The 17344-nt window shown below is 67.4% G+C and carries 11 protein-coding genes; 4 read left to right on the top strand and 7 right to left on the bottom strand.

The genetic code is table 11. From position 1 onward, the window contains the following. Nucleotides 1–19 precede the first annotated feature (19 nt). Genes acnA through ACE039_RS25360 form a run of 3 tightly spaced genes read left to right on the top strand, consistent with a single transcriptional unit; the run spans nucleotide 20 to nucleotide 4645 of the window. Complete coding sequence (acnA, locus tag ACE039_RS25370) at nucleotides 20–2644, top strand: aconitate hydratase AcnA (protein WP_485823646.1); 2625 nt, start codon at nucleotides 20–22, stop codon at nucleotides 2642–2644. Further along, nucleotides 2641–3537 (top strand): GntR family transcriptional regulator, encoded by an 897-nt coding sequence (locus ACE039_RS25365; protein ID WP_448710832.1) that lies wholly within the window; start codon nucleotides 2641–2643, stop codon nucleotides 3535–3537. Before acnA ends, ACE039_RS25365 begins: the two co-directional genes overlap by 4 nt. Nucleotides 3538–3589: 52 nt before the next feature. Beyond that, the gene (locus tag ACE039_RS25360) at nucleotides 3590–4645 is read left to right on the top strand and encodes a lactonase family protein (RefSeq protein ID WP_485823645.1); all 1056 of its coding nucleotides are present in this window, start codon (nucleotides 3590–3592) and stop codon (nucleotides 4643–4645) included. Nucleotides 4646–4668: 23 nt separating this feature from the next. On the opposite strand, the gene ACE039_RS25355 is transcribed toward ACE039_RS25360, so the two are convergent. The 3 genes from ACE039_RS25355 to ACE039_RS25345 form a co-directional block, all read right to left on the bottom strand. Then, nucleotides 4669–7170, bottom strand: a complete 2502-nt coding sequence (locus ACE039_RS25355) for a TonB-dependent siderophore receptor (protein ID WP_485823644.1) — start codon at nucleotides 7168–7170, stop codon at nucleotides 4669–4671. A gap of 98 nt (nucleotides 7171–7268) precedes the next feature. Beyond that, complete coding sequence (locus ACE039_RS25350) at nucleotides 7269–8240, bottom strand: FecR domain-containing protein (protein WP_485823643.1); 972 nt, start codon at nucleotides 8238–8240, stop codon at nucleotides 7269–7271. After that, nucleotides 8237–8758 carry a sigma-70 family RNA polymerase sigma factor gene (locus ACE039_RS25345; protein ID WP_448709374.1) on the bottom strand — a complete coding sequence of 174 codons (522 nt, stop codon included), beginning with the start codon at nucleotides 8756–8758 and terminating at the stop codon, nucleotides 8237–8239. Before ACE039_RS25345 ends, ACE039_RS25350 begins: the two co-directional genes overlap by 4 nt. 156 nt (nucleotides 8759–8914) lie before the next feature. Here ACE039_RS25345 and ACE039_RS25340 point away from each other — a divergent pair, with 156 nt between their 5' ends. Beyond that, nucleotides 8915–10576, top strand: a complete 1662-nt coding sequence (locus ACE039_RS25340) for an ATP-binding protein (protein WP_485823642.1) — start codon at nucleotides 8915–8917, stop codon at nucleotides 10574–10576. 27 nt (nucleotides 10577–10603) lie between these two features. On the opposite strand, the gene ACE039_RS25335 is transcribed toward ACE039_RS25340, so the two are convergent. The 4 genes from ACE039_RS25335 to fhuE form a co-directional block, all read right to left on the bottom strand. Next, the gene (locus tag ACE039_RS25335) at nucleotides 10604–13066 is read right to left on the bottom strand and encodes a TonB-dependent siderophore receptor (protein ID WP_485823641.1); all 2463 of its coding nucleotides are present in this window, start codon (nucleotides 13064–13066) and stop codon (nucleotides 10604–10606) included. Nucleotides 13067–13203: 137 nt separating this feature from the next. After that, a complete protein-coding gene (locus tag ACE039_RS25330; RefSeq protein ID WP_485823640.1) occupies nucleotides 13204–14208 on the bottom strand; it encodes a FecR domain-containing protein in 1005 nt (334 codons plus the stop codon). Between the two features lie 11 nt (nucleotides 14209–14219). Next, nucleotides 14220–14729, bottom strand: coding sequence for a sigma-70 family RNA polymerase sigma factor (locus ACE039_RS25325; protein WP_485823639.1), 510 nt, complete (start codon nucleotides 14727–14729; stop codon nucleotides 14220–14222). A 198-nt stretch (nucleotides 14730–14927) separates the two neighbouring features. Next, nucleotides 14928–17279: a ferric-rhodotorulic acid/ferric-coprogen receptor FhuE gene (gene fhuE, locus ACE039_RS25320; protein ID WP_448708319.1), complete on the bottom strand. Its 2352-nt coding sequence runs from the start codon at nucleotides 17277–17279 to the stop codon at nucleotides 14928–14930. Nucleotides 17280–17344: the final 65 nt, after the last annotated feature.

The raw sequence follows: 17344 nt of genomic DNA, 5'->3' as shown, positions 1-17344 counted from the left end.
ATATGCAAAACTGGCAGCTATGGAAAACACCAATGCCCGACTGCGCCACACCCGCTTCACGCTGGACGGGGCCACCTATACCTGCCCGGATCTGCCCGCCACGTTCGGCGCCGACTATTTCCGGCTGCCCGTCGTGCTGCGCCTGCTGTTGGAAAACGTGTTGCGCAACGTGCAAGGCGACGAGCGCGACGCCGCGGTGGCGGCGCTGTTCGGCTGGCTGGCCCACGGCACCAGCGATGCCGAAATCGCTTTCCAGCCAGGCCGGGTGCTGATGCACGACACCACCAGCACGCCCGCGCTGGTAGACATCGCCGCCATGCGGGACGCGCTGGCCGAAGCCGGGATGGACCCCGCCGTGCTGAATCCGGTGTTGCCCGTGGACGTGTCGGTGGACCATTCGCTGGCGGTCGAAGCCTACGCCCGGCCCGATGCCGCGACGCGCAACCTGGACCTGGAACTACGCCGCAACGCCGAGCGCTACCGCTTTTTGCGTTGGGCATCCAAGGCCCTGTCCAACGTGCGCATTCATCCGCCGGGCACCGGCATCATGCACACCATCAACCTGGAGCAACTGGCCACGGTGGTCTGCCAGGGCGACGGCGGTGCGTTGTATCCCGACATGATGATCGGCACCGATAGCCACACACCGATGATCAACGGGATCGGCGTGCTGGGCTGGGGCGTCGGCGGTCTGGAAGCGCAGACGGTCATGTTCGGCATGCCCACCCTGCTGCGCATTCCGGACGTGATCGGCGTCCGGCTGACCGGGGCGCTTGCTGCAGGCGTCACCGCCACCGACCTGGCGCTGACGGTGACGCAGCGGCTGCGCGCCATCGACGTCTCGGGCGAATTCGTGGAGTTCTTCGGACCGGGCGTCGGCACGCTGTCGGCGGGCAGCCGATGCGTGGTGGCGAACATGGCGCCCGAGTACGGCGCCACCACCGGCTACTTTCCCATCGACGGCGAGACGTTGGCCTACCTGCGCCAGACGGGCCGCGCGCAGACCGACATCGCGCGCATCGCGGCCTATGCCGAACGCACGGGTATCGCGCTGGACCCGGATGCCGCTCCGCGCTATACCCGCGTGGTCGAGATCGCGCTGGACCGCGTGCAGATGCATGTGGCCGGCCCCAAGCGGCCGCAAGATCTGCATCCCTACGGCCAGACCCGCGCCATTCTGGCTGCGCTGAACTTCACGCCGGCGCCGGCCGCCCGCCGCGACCTGCCCCGCTACCCGGTCGCCCTCGCCGCCATCACCAGCTGCACCAACACGACGGATCCCCGTTTGCTGATGGCGGCCGGACTGCTGGCCCGCAAGGCACGCCAGGCCGGCCTGCGCGTGCCGTCCTGGGTCAAGACATCGCTGGGCCCGGGCTCCCCCGCCGCGGCCGATTACCTGGCCCGCGCCGGCTTGCTGGACGACCTGGCCGCGGTCGGTTTCGACATCGTGGGGTACGGCTGCACCACCTGCATCGGCAATTCCGGCCCCCTGCCCGACAGGGTGCGCGACGCCATGCAGGCCGGCGCGGTCCACCCCGTCGCGGCCCTGTCCGGCAACCGCAATTTCACCGGCCGCATCCACCCCGACCTGGACCTGGGTTTCCTGATGTCGCCCCCGCTTGTCATTGCCTTCGCGCTGGCCGGCGACGCCGAACGCGACCTTAGCCGGGAACCGGTGCAGGTCACAGCCGACGGCCGTCCGGTGCACTTACGCGAGTTATGGCCGGACGACGCCGACATCGATGCCGCGCTGGCCCAGGGTTTGCGGCCCGCCGATTTCCGCGCCGCCTTCAAGATCGCCAGCGCCAATCCGGCCTGGCAAGCGCTGCAATCGCCGGACACGCCCCGCTTTCCGTGGGACCCCGCGTCCACGGCGCTGCGGCGTCCGCCCTTCGCCTCGACAAGCGCTGGCAGCCAGCTTGGCCGTTACACCGCGCACCCGCTGCTGGTGCTGGGCGACGACGTGACCACCGACCACCTGTCGCCCGCCAGCGCCATTCCGCCCGACAGCCTGATCGCCGACTTCCTGGTGGCCCGCGGCGATGACCGTCATGACCTGAACGTGTTCGCCTCGCGACGCGGCAATTGGGAGGTCATGATGCGCGCGGCGTTCTACAGCAAAAGCCTGACGAACCTGCTCTGTCCGGATGCCCCCGTGGGCCACACGCGCCATGCGGGTAGCGGCCGCGTGGAACCCATCTGGGAAGCCGCTGAACACTACCGCCGCGAACAGCAGTCCGTGGTGCTGTTGGCCGGGGCGCGCTTCGGCACCGGCTCGTCGCGCGACTGGGCGGCAAAAGGGCAACGCCTGCTGGGCATCCGCGCCGTGCTGGCCGTGAGCTTCGAACGGATTCACCGGTCCAATCTGATCGGCATGGGCATCTTGCCCCTGAGGCTGCCCGAGGGCGTCACGCCGGCCACGCTGCGCGTGCAGTCCGGCGACCGCATCCAGATCGATGCCCCGGCGGATACGCTGGCGCCGCGCATCGCCGTGCCCGTGCGCATCCTGCGGGCCGATGGCCGGGTTGACGCGCTGCACGCCACGGCCGCGGTCGAGACCCGGCTGGACGTGCGTTTGTTGCGGATGGGCGGCGTCATTCCCGCTATCCTAGCGGATACTCTCCGGCCATCTTCCCTCCCATGAGCGCGCAAACCAATACCGTCACGAAGATCCTGGACCTGATCCGGCAAGACCGCCTGCCCGGCGGCGCGCACCTGACCGCGCAAAAGCTTGCCGACCGGCTGCGGCTGTCGCGCTCGCCCGTCAATGACGCCCTGGGCATCCTGGAGCAGCATGGCATCGTGGCGCGCAAACCCAACCGCGGCTACTTCCTGCAGCAAGGCTACGACGCCCTGCCCGACGCACGCGCCGGCCTGACGCCGCCCTCCGTCGACGACATCGTGACGCAAAGCTACTTCAAGCTGGCCGACGAGTTGCTGCGGGGCGAACTGCCCATGCAATGCAGCGAGGCCCAGTTGCGCGTGCGCTATGCGTTGACCCACGCGCAAACGCAGACGCTGCTGGCCCGCGTGTCGCAGGAAGGCTGGGCGCAGCGGCGACCTGGCTACGGCTGGGAGTTCTCGTCCATGATGACCACGCCGGACAGCCTGCTGCAGTCGTACCGCTTGCGTCTGGCGCTGGAACCCGCGGCGTTGCTGGAGCCATCGTTCCGCATTGAAAAATCCGTGATCGAACGATGCCGCGCCGCGGAAAAACACTTGCTGGACGGCGGCATCGCCACCGACACCGCCGACCAGTTGCACGAACGTGGCGTGCGCTTCCATGAATCGCTGGTGGAGGCGTCCGGCAATCCGTTCTTCATCGACACGATCAAGCGCGTCAACCGCGTCCGGCGCCTGCTGTCGTACCGGTCGATGCAAGACCGCAGCCGCTACCAGCAGCACTGCGACCAGCATCTGGAAATTCTTGACCTGCTGGAACGCGAACGCAACGAAGACGCCGCCGCCGCCTTGTCCAGCCACCTGCGCAGCACGTTGGATAACCTGGCCCGCATCAGCGGCATCCTGACTTTTTAGGCCGCGCGCCTGGCGCGCATGGCCGCTTTCTTTTCAAGCCGAGGATCGTTCCATGCACGTCTACATCGGTTCCCGCACCACGCGGGAACGCCATGCCCGCGGCGAGGGCATCAGCGTTTTCGACTATGCCCAGGACACCGGCACGCTGACGCTGACCCAAGTCGTCGGCGGCCTGGTCAACCCGTCTTATCTGCTGCCGCACCCCGCGCTGCCCGTGCTGTACACCGTGCATGGCGATAGCCATGAGGTCAGCGCCCTGCAACGCGACCCGCGTACCGGCGCGCTGACGCCATGGCGGCAGCAGGACTGCCAGGGCCGCAACCCGGTGCATCTGGCGCTGGCCCCGGCGGGCCGTTACCTGATGGTGTCGAACCACCTGAGCGGCACGCTGGCCGTGCTGCCCGTCGGCCGCGACGGCGCGCTGGCGCCCGTGGCGCAGTCCGTGCCCATGGCCGGCGAACCCGGGCCGCACCGCAAGGAACAGCCCTTCGCCAAACCACACTACAACCTGGTCGATCCATCCGGCCGCTATGTGCTGGTGCCCGACAAGGGCCTGGACCGCGTGTTCCTCTATGCCCTGGAGAACGGCGGCATCAGCGCCAACCCCGCCTGCATCACCGCCACGCGCGAAGGCGCGGGGCCGCGGCATGCGGCGTTTCACCCCGCCGGCCGCTGGCTCTACGTCGTCAACGAGCTGGACAACACGGTCGCCGCCTACTCGCTTGCGGCTGGCTCGCTGCATCCCTTCCAGATACTGCCGACGTTGCCCGACACCTATACCGGCAATAGCCGCGCGGCCGGCATCTCCCTGGATGCGCACGGCTGCCACCTGTATGTGTCCAACCGGGGCGACGACAGCATCGCGGTGTTTCGCGTGGACCCGGCCAATGGCCGCCTGACGCCCGTGCAGCATGCCGCGTCCGGCGGCAAGACGCCGCGCTTCTTCACGCTGTCGCCAGACGGCCGCTTCCTGTTCGTGCTGAACGAAGACAGCGACACGCTGGTGCGCTTTCGCGTCAATGCGCAGGACGGCGCCCTGACCCCCGACGGCTACGCGCTGCGCATCGGCAGCCCGGTCTGCATGGTGTTCGCCCGCCGCCACACCTGAACGGGACGGCGGCCGGCAGGCGGTCAGAAGTCCATCGACGCCGACAGCATGAGCGTGCGCGGCACGCCTTGCGACACCGTGCCGTAGGACGCCACGCCCGACCAGTAGGCGCGATTGGTCACGTTGACGACATTGGCCCGGAACGTCACGTCCTTGCCCTGGATCTTCGTGGCATAACGCGCACCCACGTCAAACGTCGTCCAGGACGGCACCGACTGCGTGTTGGCCTGGTCCACGTATTCGCGGCCCGTGTACATCATGCCGCCCGTCAGCGTCAGGCCCGCCACCCATGGCGTGTCCCATTCCGCGCTGAGATTGGCCGAGAACTTCGGCACACCCACCGGCCGGTTGCCCACCGTGGCCGGGTTGCTGGTGCGCGTCAGTTCGGCGTCCAGATAGGTCACGCCGCCCAACAGACGCAGGCCGCGCACCGGCTCCCCGGACAGGGTCAGCTCCAGGCCGCGGTTGCGCTGTTCGCTATCGGCGCCATACACGCCGTTGGTCAACTGGCCGCTGGGCTTCGTGATCTCGAACGCGCTGAACGTCAGCATCGCGTCGTCCAGGTCCACCTTCACGCCCACTTCCTTCTGCTTGGACTTGTAGGGCTTGAACACCTGGCCGGCGTTGGACGCGGTGGCCGGCGCCACATCTCCCTTGCTCAGCCCTTCGATGTAGTTGGCATACAGCGACACGTTGTTCCAGGGCTTGATGACCAGGCCCGCCAGCGGCGTGGTGGCGGTTTCGTCATAGCTGACGGTGCGCACGCCGGTCGTGGCGTTGAAGTTGCGCGATTCGATGCGCTGCTGGCGCACACCCAACGTCAACTGCGCGCGCTCGTCCAGGATGCTCATCGTGTCGGCCAGCGCCAGGCCCGACAGGTCCGACGACGACACCTTGGGCACATTGGCCGGCGCCGGAATGTTCTGTTCTGGGCGCGTGATGGGGTGATAGATGTTGGAGGTCAGCGGCGTGCCGGAGACGCTCGCCTGCAAGTTGCGGTCGCTGTACAGGCTGCCCATGAAGCTGATGGCATGGCGCACCGGCCCGGTGTCCAGCTTGGCGCGCAGCCCCGCGTTGTACGTGCTGCGTTCCACCTTGAAACGGAAGTTGTTGGGCGTCACCCGCGTGTCGCCGGCGCTGTTGACGATGGTGGGCGTCTGGTCCGACAGGCGCGACACCTCGGTGTCCGATCCGCCCGCATCGGCGAATACCGTCAGCCGGTCGCTGACGTCGTATTCCACGCGCAGCAGCGCCGACTGGCCGTCGGACTTCCACCAACCCCAGGGCTGGGTCGCGTTGCGGCGGCCATCGGCGGCATGCGGCACGTCGATGCCGGCCGCGACCAGGAAGGGCCGCGTCGGCGCATCCACCTTTTCGTTCTGCGTCAGCAAGTCCAGCGACGCGCGCAGGCGTTCGCCCTGATAGTCCAGCGACAGGGCGCCGATGTCGGTTCGGGAATACAGGTTGTCCAGCGGCGTGTCGCCCTGGCGGTGCATGCCGTTGACGCGCACGCCCCATTCGCCGTCGTTGCCAAAGCGGCGGCTCAGGTCCACCCGGGCGCCGAATTGCGAATCGCCCACATAATCGGCGGACACACGCGTCAGGTCTTCCGCCAGCGACCGCTTGGGCACCATATTGATCACGCCGCCCACGCCGCTATTGGGCGACATGCCGTACAGCAGCGCCGCCGGCCCCTTCAGCACTTCGACGCGTTCGATGTAATCGGTAAAGACGTGGTAGTTGGGCGCTACGCCGTAGACGCCATCGAACGCGATTTCGCCCAGGTTGCCTTCGCCGATCGGAAAGCCGCGGATGTAGAACGAATCCGTCACGCCGCCGATCTGGCCCGTGAAGCGCACCGAGGGCTCGGCATTCAAGGCATCGGCCAGCGTCACGGCCTGGCGGTTGGCCAGCAATTCCGACGTGTAGCTCGTGATATTGAACGGCGTATCCATCACATCGCGATTGCCCAGCAATCCCAAACGGCCGCCGCGCGCCACCTGGCCGCCGGCGAACTCGGCCGGCAAGGCCGAGGGGCTGACACCCGCTCCCGCGACGGTGATGCTGGGCAGCAGGGTCGCGGCGTCGCTCTCGCCCGCGGGCAGCTTGCGCAAGGAATATGCGCCCGCCCCCTGTTCCGCCAAGGCATAGCCCGATCCGCTCAACAAGCGCGTGAAGCCTTCACGCACCGTGTAGGCGCCCGTCAGGCCCTCGCTTTGCCTGCCCGTCACCAGGGCCGGATCGAAGGAAAGCGGCACGCCCGCCGCCGCTGCGAATTGGGCCAGCACGTCACCCAGCGGACCGCCGGCGATCGCGTAGGACTTGCGCGCGGTGGCCGCCCCCGAGCCTGCGGCGGCCGATGCCGCGGCGGCCGTCTTGGCATCCGCCGCCGCGACAGGCGCGGGCGCGGCGGTCACGGCCAGCAGCATCAGTCCCATGCCGGTAGTCTGGAACATTGCCGCCAACGGCGGCAGGACGGCCTTGCGACGGGGCAGGCGCGACGAACGGGAAATTCGGGAAACCATGAAACGATCCTTCGTAGGGAACTGGGTGACGCTCGCATGTCGCGACGATTCACCCGGTACACCGGACGAAGCGGAAAAAAGTGTCAGCGGATTGGCGATTAATTTGTAACGGAAGGGCGCGGCGCCACCGTGACCCAGAACGGCGTCACGCGGCTGATCCGCACGGGCAACGTTTTCTCCAGCAAGCGCAGGCTGCCGTCGGTATCCGACAGCGGAAACGCACCCGACACCCGCAGTCCCGCCACGGCCGGATCGCAACGCAGGACGCCCGGGCGGTAGCGCGCCAGCTCATCCACCAGGTCGGCCAGGCGCCAATTGCGCACGGCCAGCATGCCTTGCTCCCAAGACGTCGACGCCGCATCGGCCGCCGCCAGCGGCTGGACCTGATGGGCGTTGAATACCGTCTGCTGCCCGGCCGGCAACACCACCGCCGCCACACCCGGATCTTGCGGCTGGATTTCAACCGCGCCGTCGAACACCGCCACCCGGATGCTGTCGCGTTCATCGCGCACCATGAAGCGTGTGCCCAATGCGCGGATCGTGCCTTGAGACGTCCGCACAATGAAGGGACGATGAGCGGGCGCCGGGTCGCGGCCGGTCGTTAGCAGGATTTCGCCGGCGCGCAGCCACAGCAAGCGCTGTTCGGAGGTGTAGAGAATATCGACCGCGCTGGCCGTGTTCAGCACCAGCCGGGTGCCGTCGGCCAACTCCAGGTGGCGCTGTTCGCCCGTGGCGGTGCGCACGTCCGCGGCCCATTCGCGCCACGGCAGCGTGCGCCATCCCGCCCAAGCCGCCGGCCCCAGCACCAGCAAGCCACCCAGCGCCCGGATGGCCTGCCGCCGGCCGGGCCGGTCCAGGCGGCGCAGCGTGTCGCGCCCGATCGCGGGCGGCACCTGGCCAAACCCGCGCACCATGTCTTCCACCCGTTGCCACGCGGCACCGTGCGCGGCGCTGCGGCCGCGCCACCGGTCGAAGGCGGCGCGGTCGGATGCGGACAGGGTTTCGGATTGAAAGCGCACCAGCCAGCCGGCGGCCTCTTCCAGGATCACGGGGTCGATCGCCGCGCTCATGCCGCGTGGACCTGATAGGCGATCAAGCAGGCCGTCAGCGCCTTCTGCATGTGGCGCTTGACGGTCGCCAACGACACCCGCTGGCAGTCGGCGATGTCGGCATAGGCCATGCCGTCGAACTGCGACATCAGGAAGATCTCGCGCGTTTTCACGGGCAGGGTCCGCAACGTGGCGTCGATGGCGTGCAGGGTTTCGAGGATCAGCGCGCGTACTTCCGGCGACGGGACTTCCGGCGCGGGCAACTGCGCCACCACGGCCAGATAGGCCTCTTCCAATGCGCGCCGCCGCCAATGGTCCACCACCAGCCCCTTCGCGATATGGGTCAGCAGCGCGCGCGGCTCGGCGCCCATGCCTTCCTTGCGCCGGCCGCTCATCACACGCACGAAGGTGTCGTGGGCCAGATCCGCGGCGTCAAACGAGTTGCCGAGCTTCTTGCGCAACCAGATCGACAGCCAGCCGTGATGGTCACGATAGAGCTTCGTGACGGTATCGGCGGGCAGGAAGTCGGACGGAGGCAAGGCGCACCTCTTGGTAGCGTGTAAATGGGAACGATTTCTATTTTATCTTATCTCTGCCCGCCCGCCATTCCTCCTTCGTTCTCCCCCTTGTTCCCCCTGTTCGGCGCCCGTCGGTCGGATAAAATCAATCACCCTCAAGTCATCGTCGATAACACCATGCAGAACGACTCCCCCATGCCCTCTTTCCTTGCTGGCGGCGGCGAAATGGGCTTGCGGGTCGCCGCCTTCGACTGGGCGGCCACGCCACTAGGACCCATCGCCGAATGGCCCAGCGCCTTGCGCATCGCGACCGGCATGGTGATGGCGTCCCGATTCCCGTGTTGCCTGGTCTGGGGCAAGGAATTGATCACGCTTTACAACGACGCCTTCACGCCGATCCTGGGCACCAAGCCCGATGCACTGGGCCGGCCGTTCAGTGAAATCTGGCACGAAGCATGGACGTTGATCGGGCCCATCGCGGAACGCGCCTTCGCGGGCGAAGCCACCTTTATCGAAGACTACCCGTTGCAGATCGTGCGTTCCGGGCAGCCTGAAGACGCCACCTTCACCTTCTGCTACAGCCCGGTGCGCGACGAGGCGGGCACGGTGGTCGGCATGATGGACACGGTCATTGAAACCACCTCGCGCGTCAACGCCGAACGGGCCCAGGCCGAGGCGTTGCGGCAGGCCGAGGACACGTTGCGCCAAAGCCAGAAGATGGAAGCCGTGGGCCAACTGGCCGGGGGGCTGGCGCACGATTTCAACAACCTGCTGATGAGCATCACGGGCAGCCTGGAATTGCTGTCCATGCGGCTGGCCCAGGAACGGCACAACGACCTTGAACACCATATCCAGGTTGCGCAAAGCGGCGCCCGCAGGGCCGCCGCGCTGACCCACCGCTTGCTGGCCTTCTCCCGGCGCCAGCCGCAAGACCCCAAGGCCACCGACGTCAACCGCCTGGTGACCGGCATGGAGGAACTGATCCGCCGCAGCATCGGTCCGGGCATCACGCTGGACCTGGCACGCGAACGAGGATTGTGGCCCGCATGGGTCGACACGCATCAGCTGGAAAACGCCCTGCTCAATCTGTGCCTGAACGCGCGCGATGCGATGCCCGGGCAAGGCACGCTGGGCATCGCGACCCGCAATGTCGCGCTGGAAGCCGGGCCGGCGCGGGATCTCGGGCTGGCGCCGGGCGACTACCTGCTGCTGCGCGTCACGGACACGGGCCGCGGCATGGCGCCCGACACGGTGCAGCGCATCTTCGAACCGTTCTTCACGACCAAGTCGGCCGGTCAGGGGACGGGGCTGGGCCTGTCCATGCTGTACAGCTTCATCCGGCAATCGCGCGGGCAGGTCCACGTCCATTCGCGCCCGGGCCAGGGCACCGCGATGACGCTGTACTTCCCCCGCTATCTGGGTGCCATGGCGCCGCTGGAACACGCGGCCGTCGATACCCCCCCGGTCGCGGCCCGCGGCGAAACCATCTTGATCGCGGAAGACGATGCCGCCGTCCTGGCGGTGGCCGCCGAGTCCCTGAAAGAGCTGGGCTACACGGTGGCCGAAGCGGCCGACGGCGCGGCCGCCCTGCGCCACCTGGCGTCCGCCGAACCACTGGACCTGCTGATCTGCGACCTGGGCTTGCCCGGCGGCATCAATGGCCATCAGGTCGCCGAGGCCGCACGCCAGCTACGCCCCGGCATGAGAGTGCTGATCATGACCGGGTCGGGCCTGGACGGATGCGACGCTTCCTCGCTGGGACTCGCCGTGCCCATCCTGCCCAAGCCCTTCGCGCTGGAAGACCTGGCGCGCCAGGTCCATGCGCTGATGCACGCGTAGCCTCGCGCCGCGTTCTCCCGCCGTGAACTACAGCTTGGGCGCGTAGCGCACCGTCAGCATCACATTGCGCGGCTCGCCGTAGTAGTTGTTGCCGGACAGCGTGTTGTAGGACGGCACGTAGTACTTCTTGTCGAACACGTTGTTCAGGTTCAGGGCGAAGCTCAGTTCCGGCGTGGCCTGGTAGCCCAGGCGCGCATTCCAGACCGTGAAGCCGGCCAGCTTGAACTCGCGGTCCGAACTGATTGTGTCGGTCTGCGTATTGACGCCAGCGCCCACGCTGACGCGGTTCATCATGCCCGGCAGCTTGTAGTTGGCCCACAGGCGCAACATGTGCTTGGGCGTCCAGGTGTTGAAGACCGCGCCCTGGTTGTCGGGGTCCGACAGGTACTTGGTGGTGTTGTAGGTGTAGCCGGCGTACAGCTCCAGGCCCTTGACCACTTCGCCCGAAATCTCGGCTTCGACGCCCTGGCTGCGCACTTTGCCCGACGCGCGCGAGCAATACCAGCCGTCGCACGCGAAGCCGGCGTCGTAGTCATTGACCGCACGGTTCTTGTGGTCGTAGCGGAACACCGCCAGCGATGTATTCACGCGGCCGTCCATCAGTTCGCCCTTGACGCCGACTTCGTAATTGTTGCCCTCGATCGGCTTGAGCAGGCTGCCGTCCACGCCGCGCGCGGTCTGGGGTTCGAACACGGTGGTGTAGCTGGTGTAGGCGGACCAGTTGTCGGTCAACGCGTACACCAGCCCGACGTAAGGAATGAACTTGCCCGACGTGGTCGAGGTAGTGGTGCTGCCGCCACTGGAATAACCGTAGTCGTACCAGCCCACGCGGCCGCCGCCGATCAGCGCCAACGACTCCGTGGGCTTGACGCGCCACGTGCCGTATAGCCCTTTCTGGCGAATGTCGTAGCTGCTGCGCGAGTCATAGCCGCTTGCCGCGGCGATGCTGTCCATGTCCTGCCACGGGCGATGGTGGTCGATATCGAACACGTTGCCGCCGGACTGCCAGGCACGCGTGAAGCGGTCCGCCGTCGTCAGCTTGGAGTAGGCCGCGCCCACGACCACCTCTTGTTCCATGCCCAGCGCGGTAAAGTTGCCGCTGACCGACATGTCCAGCCCACGCTGCTTGCTCTTGAAGTCCACGCCGAAGTCGCCGTAGCTCAGCCCGCTGCCGTCCGGCATGATGGGGCCGACTGCGCGCTGATGCACCGTCGTGTTCTTCTCGTTCATGGCAACGCCGGCCAGCCTGAACCGCCACGCGTCGTTAAAGCGGTGGGTCACGTCGGCATTGAAGATGGTCTGATCGTTCTTCGCGCGGTTCCAGGTGGACCCGGTGAAGGTCGAACGCGGCAGATCGATGTCGCCGCCGTCCTTGTAGCGCGGATAGGCCACGAACATCGGCCGCGAACGGCTATAGCGATTGCTGATGCCGATGCCGACCGTGGTGTCCTCGGTCACGTCGAAATCCAGCGCGGCATACAGGTTGCGCGTCTTTTCCCACGCGTAGTCGACGAAGGAATCGCTCCGGTCCTCGTCCAGGACCACGCGGCCGCGCAACGTGCCTGCCGCGTTCAACGGCCCGCCCGCGTCCAGCTGCAAGCCATAGTCGTCCCACGATCCGGCCTTGCCGGTGATGACCACCGACGGCTCCGCGCCCCCGCGCTTGCGCACCAGGTTGATCGCGCCGCCCGGGCTGCCGGCGCCTTGCAGCAAACCCGCCGCGCCGCGCAGGATTTCCACGCGGTCGTAGAACACCAGCGAATCCTGCTCCCAGTTGCCCAGGCTGTAGCTGTTGCGCAGCAGCGCCACGCCGTCGTATTGCAGCAGGTCCACGGGGAAGCCGCGGGCGTTGATCGCCACGCCCGGCCCCACGCCCTGCACGCCCACCATGCCCGCCGTGTTGTTGATGGCGTCAGGCAGGCTCGTCATGTCCTGGTCATCCATGCGTTGGCGGGTCAGCACGGTGATGGACTGCGGAATGTCCTTCAGGGCCTGGGTGGTCTTGCCGATGGTGACGGCCGGCGACGTGTATGACGCCGTTCCGTCCGTGGTGGCGTTGTAGCTGCCCGTCACGGTCACCGGCGCCAGCGTCGCGGCCTGGCCCGCAACGGGAGCTTGCCGCAAGCGGAAGCCGCCCTCGGGCCGCGCCACCGCTTGCAAGCCCGTGCCCGCCAGCAAGCGCTCCAGCGCGGCACCCACCGGATACGTGCCGGTCACGCCACCGGTCCGGGCGCTTGCCGTCAAGGCGGGATCGGACGCCACCATGACACCGGCCTGCACGCCAAACGTCCCAAGCGCCGCGCTGAGCGGACCCGCCGGGATACTGAAGGCGACGCCCTGCTGGCCCGCCCCCGCCTGCGCGTGCACGGCGGACGGCCACGGCGCGGCCAGTACGACGGCAGGCAGCGCCAGGCGCAGCGCGGCGCTCAGGCGGGTACGGGGCAAGGTAAAGCGGGCAAGGACCGCGGCGCGGGCAGGACGAGAAGACATGAGAGGATTCCCTGGCACATGAAGGATCGGCGCAGCCGTGGAGACGGACCGTACCGGCTGCTTTCCTTACATGAAGCGCGAAGTCAGGATTTCCGCCGTTCCAGTTACAACTCGGACGCAAGACACGGAAGCGCGGCTCACGCGAGCCCGACCGTGACCCAATAACGCGTGTAGTGGCGAACGCGCACGGGCAGCACTTCTTGCAGCATGGCCAGTACCTTGTCGGTATCGGCCAGCGGGAAGGCGCCCACGACCCGGAGCGCGCCCGCCGCGTCGGAACAGTTCAACAGGCCGGGACGATAGCGCCCCAGTTCGCGCAGGAAGTCCGACAAGGGCAGTTCATCGGCGATGAACATGCCGTTCAGCCAGGCAGTGGTCGCGGGCGCCAGCGGCCCGGCCACGACACCGACGCCGGGCGAGAAGTCGGCCTGTTCACCGGCCGGTACGCGCCGGGGCGCATCGGCGGGCCCCAGGCCGCGCACATCCACCGCGCCTTCCAACACCGCCACGCGCATCGCTCTGCCATCGTCCAGGTCGCGCACCAGGAAGCGCGTCCCGACGGGCGTCAGCACACCGCTGCGCGTGCGTACCGTGAAGGGCCGGCCTTGCGGATCCTGCGCCGTGGTCACGAGGATCTCGCCTTCGCGCAGCACCAATTCGCGATGGCTGGCGGTATAGCGCAGGTCCACCGCGCTGCCCGTGTTCAGTTCCAGCAACGCGCCGTCCGGCAACGTCAGCACCCGCCGTTCACCCGTGCCGGTGCGCAGGTCGGCGGTCAGGCGGCTGATCGTGCCGCGTTCGCCCACCGCCCACGCCGCGAGGCCCATCCCGGCGGCCGACACCATCCAGCGGATCGCGTTGCGGCGCGACTGGATCAGCGGCGCCTGTCGCAAGGTGCGTCCGGCCACGCCGCTGCCCGCCTCGGTCACGCCCAGCGCCACGTCGCGCGTCAGCGCGCTCAGCCGCTGCCACGCCAATTCATGGGCGGGCTGGGCCTGGCGCCAGCGCTCGAACCCCGCGCGGTCGGCGTCGGTCGCACCCTCGCGCAGGCGCGCCCACCAGTCAGCGGCCTGGCGGATGACCTTGGGATCGATCCGGCCCGCCTCGGGCGCATGCGGCCGCAGCAGTTTGGCGCTGTCCATCCGGCCGACGCTCACCCGTAGACCGCCGTATAGCAATGCACCAGCGCGCGCGCCAGCGACTTCTGCACCGCGTTCGGCGTCAGGCCCAGCTGCTGCCCGATTTCGGCGTAGGACAAGCCATCGATCTGTGCCATCAGGAAAATCCGGCGACTCATCATCGGCAGGCTGTCCAGCAATTCGCACACCTGTTCCAGCGCCTCCAGGATCAGCGCCCGGGCTTCCACCGACGGTTCCACCGCGGCCGGCTGCAACGCCAGTGATTCGGCATAGGCCGTCTCCAGCGCCGCCCGGCGCGCGCGGCCGATCAGCAGCCGCGTGGCGATCGTGCGCAGATAGGCGCGCGGCTCGCTCAGCGGTTCGCGCACATTGGCGCGGATCAGCCGTTCAAAGGTGTCGTGCGCCACGTCGGCCGCATCGGACGCATTCCCCAGCTTGCGCTGCAGCACGCCCCGCAACCATTGGTGGTGGGCCAGATAGACGGATTGCACCTCGGCGCGAGGGGCGAATGAAGAAGAAGGCATGACGTGGCGCCCCGGCGTCGCCGCCAGATACCCGAACAAAATGAAAATGATTCGCAATTATAGTTATCTTCGATCCTTTTACAAGAATTGCGAATTTGCGCCGGGAAGCCGTATAAGCGGCCAATGCATCGCGACGGAGCCGAGGGATTGCGAATGCGAGGCGGGGGTGCTGGCGGCGGCCCGCCAGCACGCAGCCGCTTAGAACTTCGCGGTCAGGTTCACGAACACGCTTCTGGGTTCGCCGTAATACACCTGGTTGCCGATCCCGCCCAGGTAGTACTTCTTGTCGAACAGGTTGTTCAGGTTCAACTGCGCGGTCAGGTTCGAATTGAAGTCGTAGCGCGCCATCAGGTTGTAGATGGCGTAGGCCTTCTGCTTGACGGTCACGGTGTCGTTGCCTGCGCTGACATCGCTATAGGTCGAAATCTGCCAATTGACGCCGCCGCCCACCGTCAGCTTGTTGAAGTCGCCCGGCAAGCGGTACGTCGTGAACAGCTTGGCCATGGCGCGCGGGCGCTCCGGGTTGACGGACACGCCTTGGGCATCGCGGCTGGTGTAATAGGTGCCGCCCGCGTAGGCGTTCCAGCCCGTGGCCAGTTGGCCGCTGACTTCCAGTTCGACCCCCTTGGTGGTGACGCCGTCCGCCGTGGTGTAGGCCTGCTCGACCGAGCCCGGCACCAACACGTCGCCGTCCAGCACGGCCACCTTGCTTTGCTTGACCTTGAACAGCGCAAGGGACGTGTTGAGCCTGCCGTCCAGGTATTCGCCCTTCACGCCCACTTCGTAATTCTTGCCCTGCGTCGGATCCAGATAGTTGCCGTTGCGGTCGCGGTTGTCCTGCGGCTGGAAGATGTCGGTGTAGCTTGCGTAGGCCGAATACGTGTCGTTGATGTCGTACACCACGCCGGCGTACGGGATGAACTGCGAATCCTTCTGGTCGCGCGTGTCCGACTTGGATTTCCAGGTTGCGTAGCGGCCGCCCGTGATGGCGGTCAGGCCGTCCGCCAGCGACCAGCGCACGGCGCCGTATGCGCCTTCCTGGTGCGTGACGGTCGGGCGCAGGCTGGCGTCGGTCCAGGTAGGCTGCGCGAACGATCCGTCCCATTGGTAGAAGTTTCCGGTGCTGGCCAGCGAACTGCTGTCAAAACCGTAGCGGTAGAAATCCTCGCCGTAACGGCTGCGCATCGCGCCCACCACGACCTCGTGCTTGCGGCCCAGCAGCGTGAACGGCCCCTTCGCCTGCACGTCCAGCGACGTCTGCTGCGCGTAGGAATTCCAGTAGCCCGGCAGCGCCCGCAGGCCCGTGCCGGTTTCGCGGTCCAGGGCGCCGTACAGGTACAACAGCTTGGCGTCGTACTTGCTCTTGCGCTGCGACCAGTCCGCGCGCACTTCCCAATCGTTCTCGAAGCGGTGCTCCAGCGTGGCGAACATCGTCTGGTTGGTCGTGTGCCAATACGTCCAGTCCGCCGCCGTGGTCTTGGACCGGCGCCAGTCGGTGGCGGTGCCGTCGCTGAACACCACGGGCAGGCTGCCCCAGGTAGAGGCGCGCGGACGCTTGTCCTGATAGTCCGCCCCCACGCTCAGCCGCGTGTTCGGCGTCAGGTCGGCATCGATCACGCCGTAGAACACCTTCTTGTTGGCGTGGTAAAGGTCAATGTAGGAGTCGCGCCCCTGGTAGAGCGCCACCATGCGCGCGCGCACGGTGCCTTCCTCGTTCAGCGGCGTGGACATGTCCACGGTGCCGCGGTACTGGTTCCACGAGCCGAAGCCCGCGCTGACCGACCCCGTGAATGTCTTGCTATTGGCGTGCTTGCGAACCAGGTTGATCGACGCGCCGGGGTTACCCGCGCCCGTCATCAGCCCCGTCGCGCCGCGCACCACTTCAATACGGTCGTAGACGAACGAATCGTTGTCGGATTCGCCATACATGGACAAGCCAATCGTGGTCGGCACGCCGTCGTATTGCAGGCTGTCGATGTAGAACCCGCGCGACCAGAAGTCGGTGCGGTCGGTGTCCTCGCTGACCACCTGCACGCCCACGACGTTGCCCATCACCTCGTCCAGCGAACGCAGGTTCTGGTCTTCGATGCGCTGCCGCGTCACCACGCTAACGGATTGCGGCGTCTCGCGCAGCGACAAGGTCAAGCCCGTGGCGGCGGCCGTCGCCGGCGTAGTGTAGGACCCGGTGCCTTCGGTGATGGCGGGATCCGAACTGCCCGTCACCGTCACGGGCGCCAGGCTGGTCACGCCGCCGTCGCGCGACAGGATGATGCTGTCGCCCTGCCAACGGTATGCCACGCCGGTGCCTTGCAGCAGGCTGCGCAACGCTTCCTCGGGCGGCAGGCTGCCCCGCAGGCCGCGGGAGCTCAGGCCCGCCACCACGTCGGGCGCATAGAACACGCGCACCTTGGTCTGGGCGGCCCATTGCATCAGGGCGTCGCCCAGCGGTTGCGCGGCGATGTCCACCGAGACGGCGGCGGCTTGCGCGCGCGCGGCGTCAGGCGCGCCGGCCAGCGCCAGGCCCAGGGCCAGCATCAGGGTGGAAAGCATGAAACGCGGTGCGGTGCCCGGACGGCGCATCGCCGCGAAGGAATGACTGCTTGTGGGATGGGTCA

The organism is Achromobacter maghribensis (genome assembly GCF_057334215.1).
The sequence above is the reverse complement of the archived record's forward strand: the minus strand, read 5'-3'. Positions and strand labels throughout refer to the sequence as shown.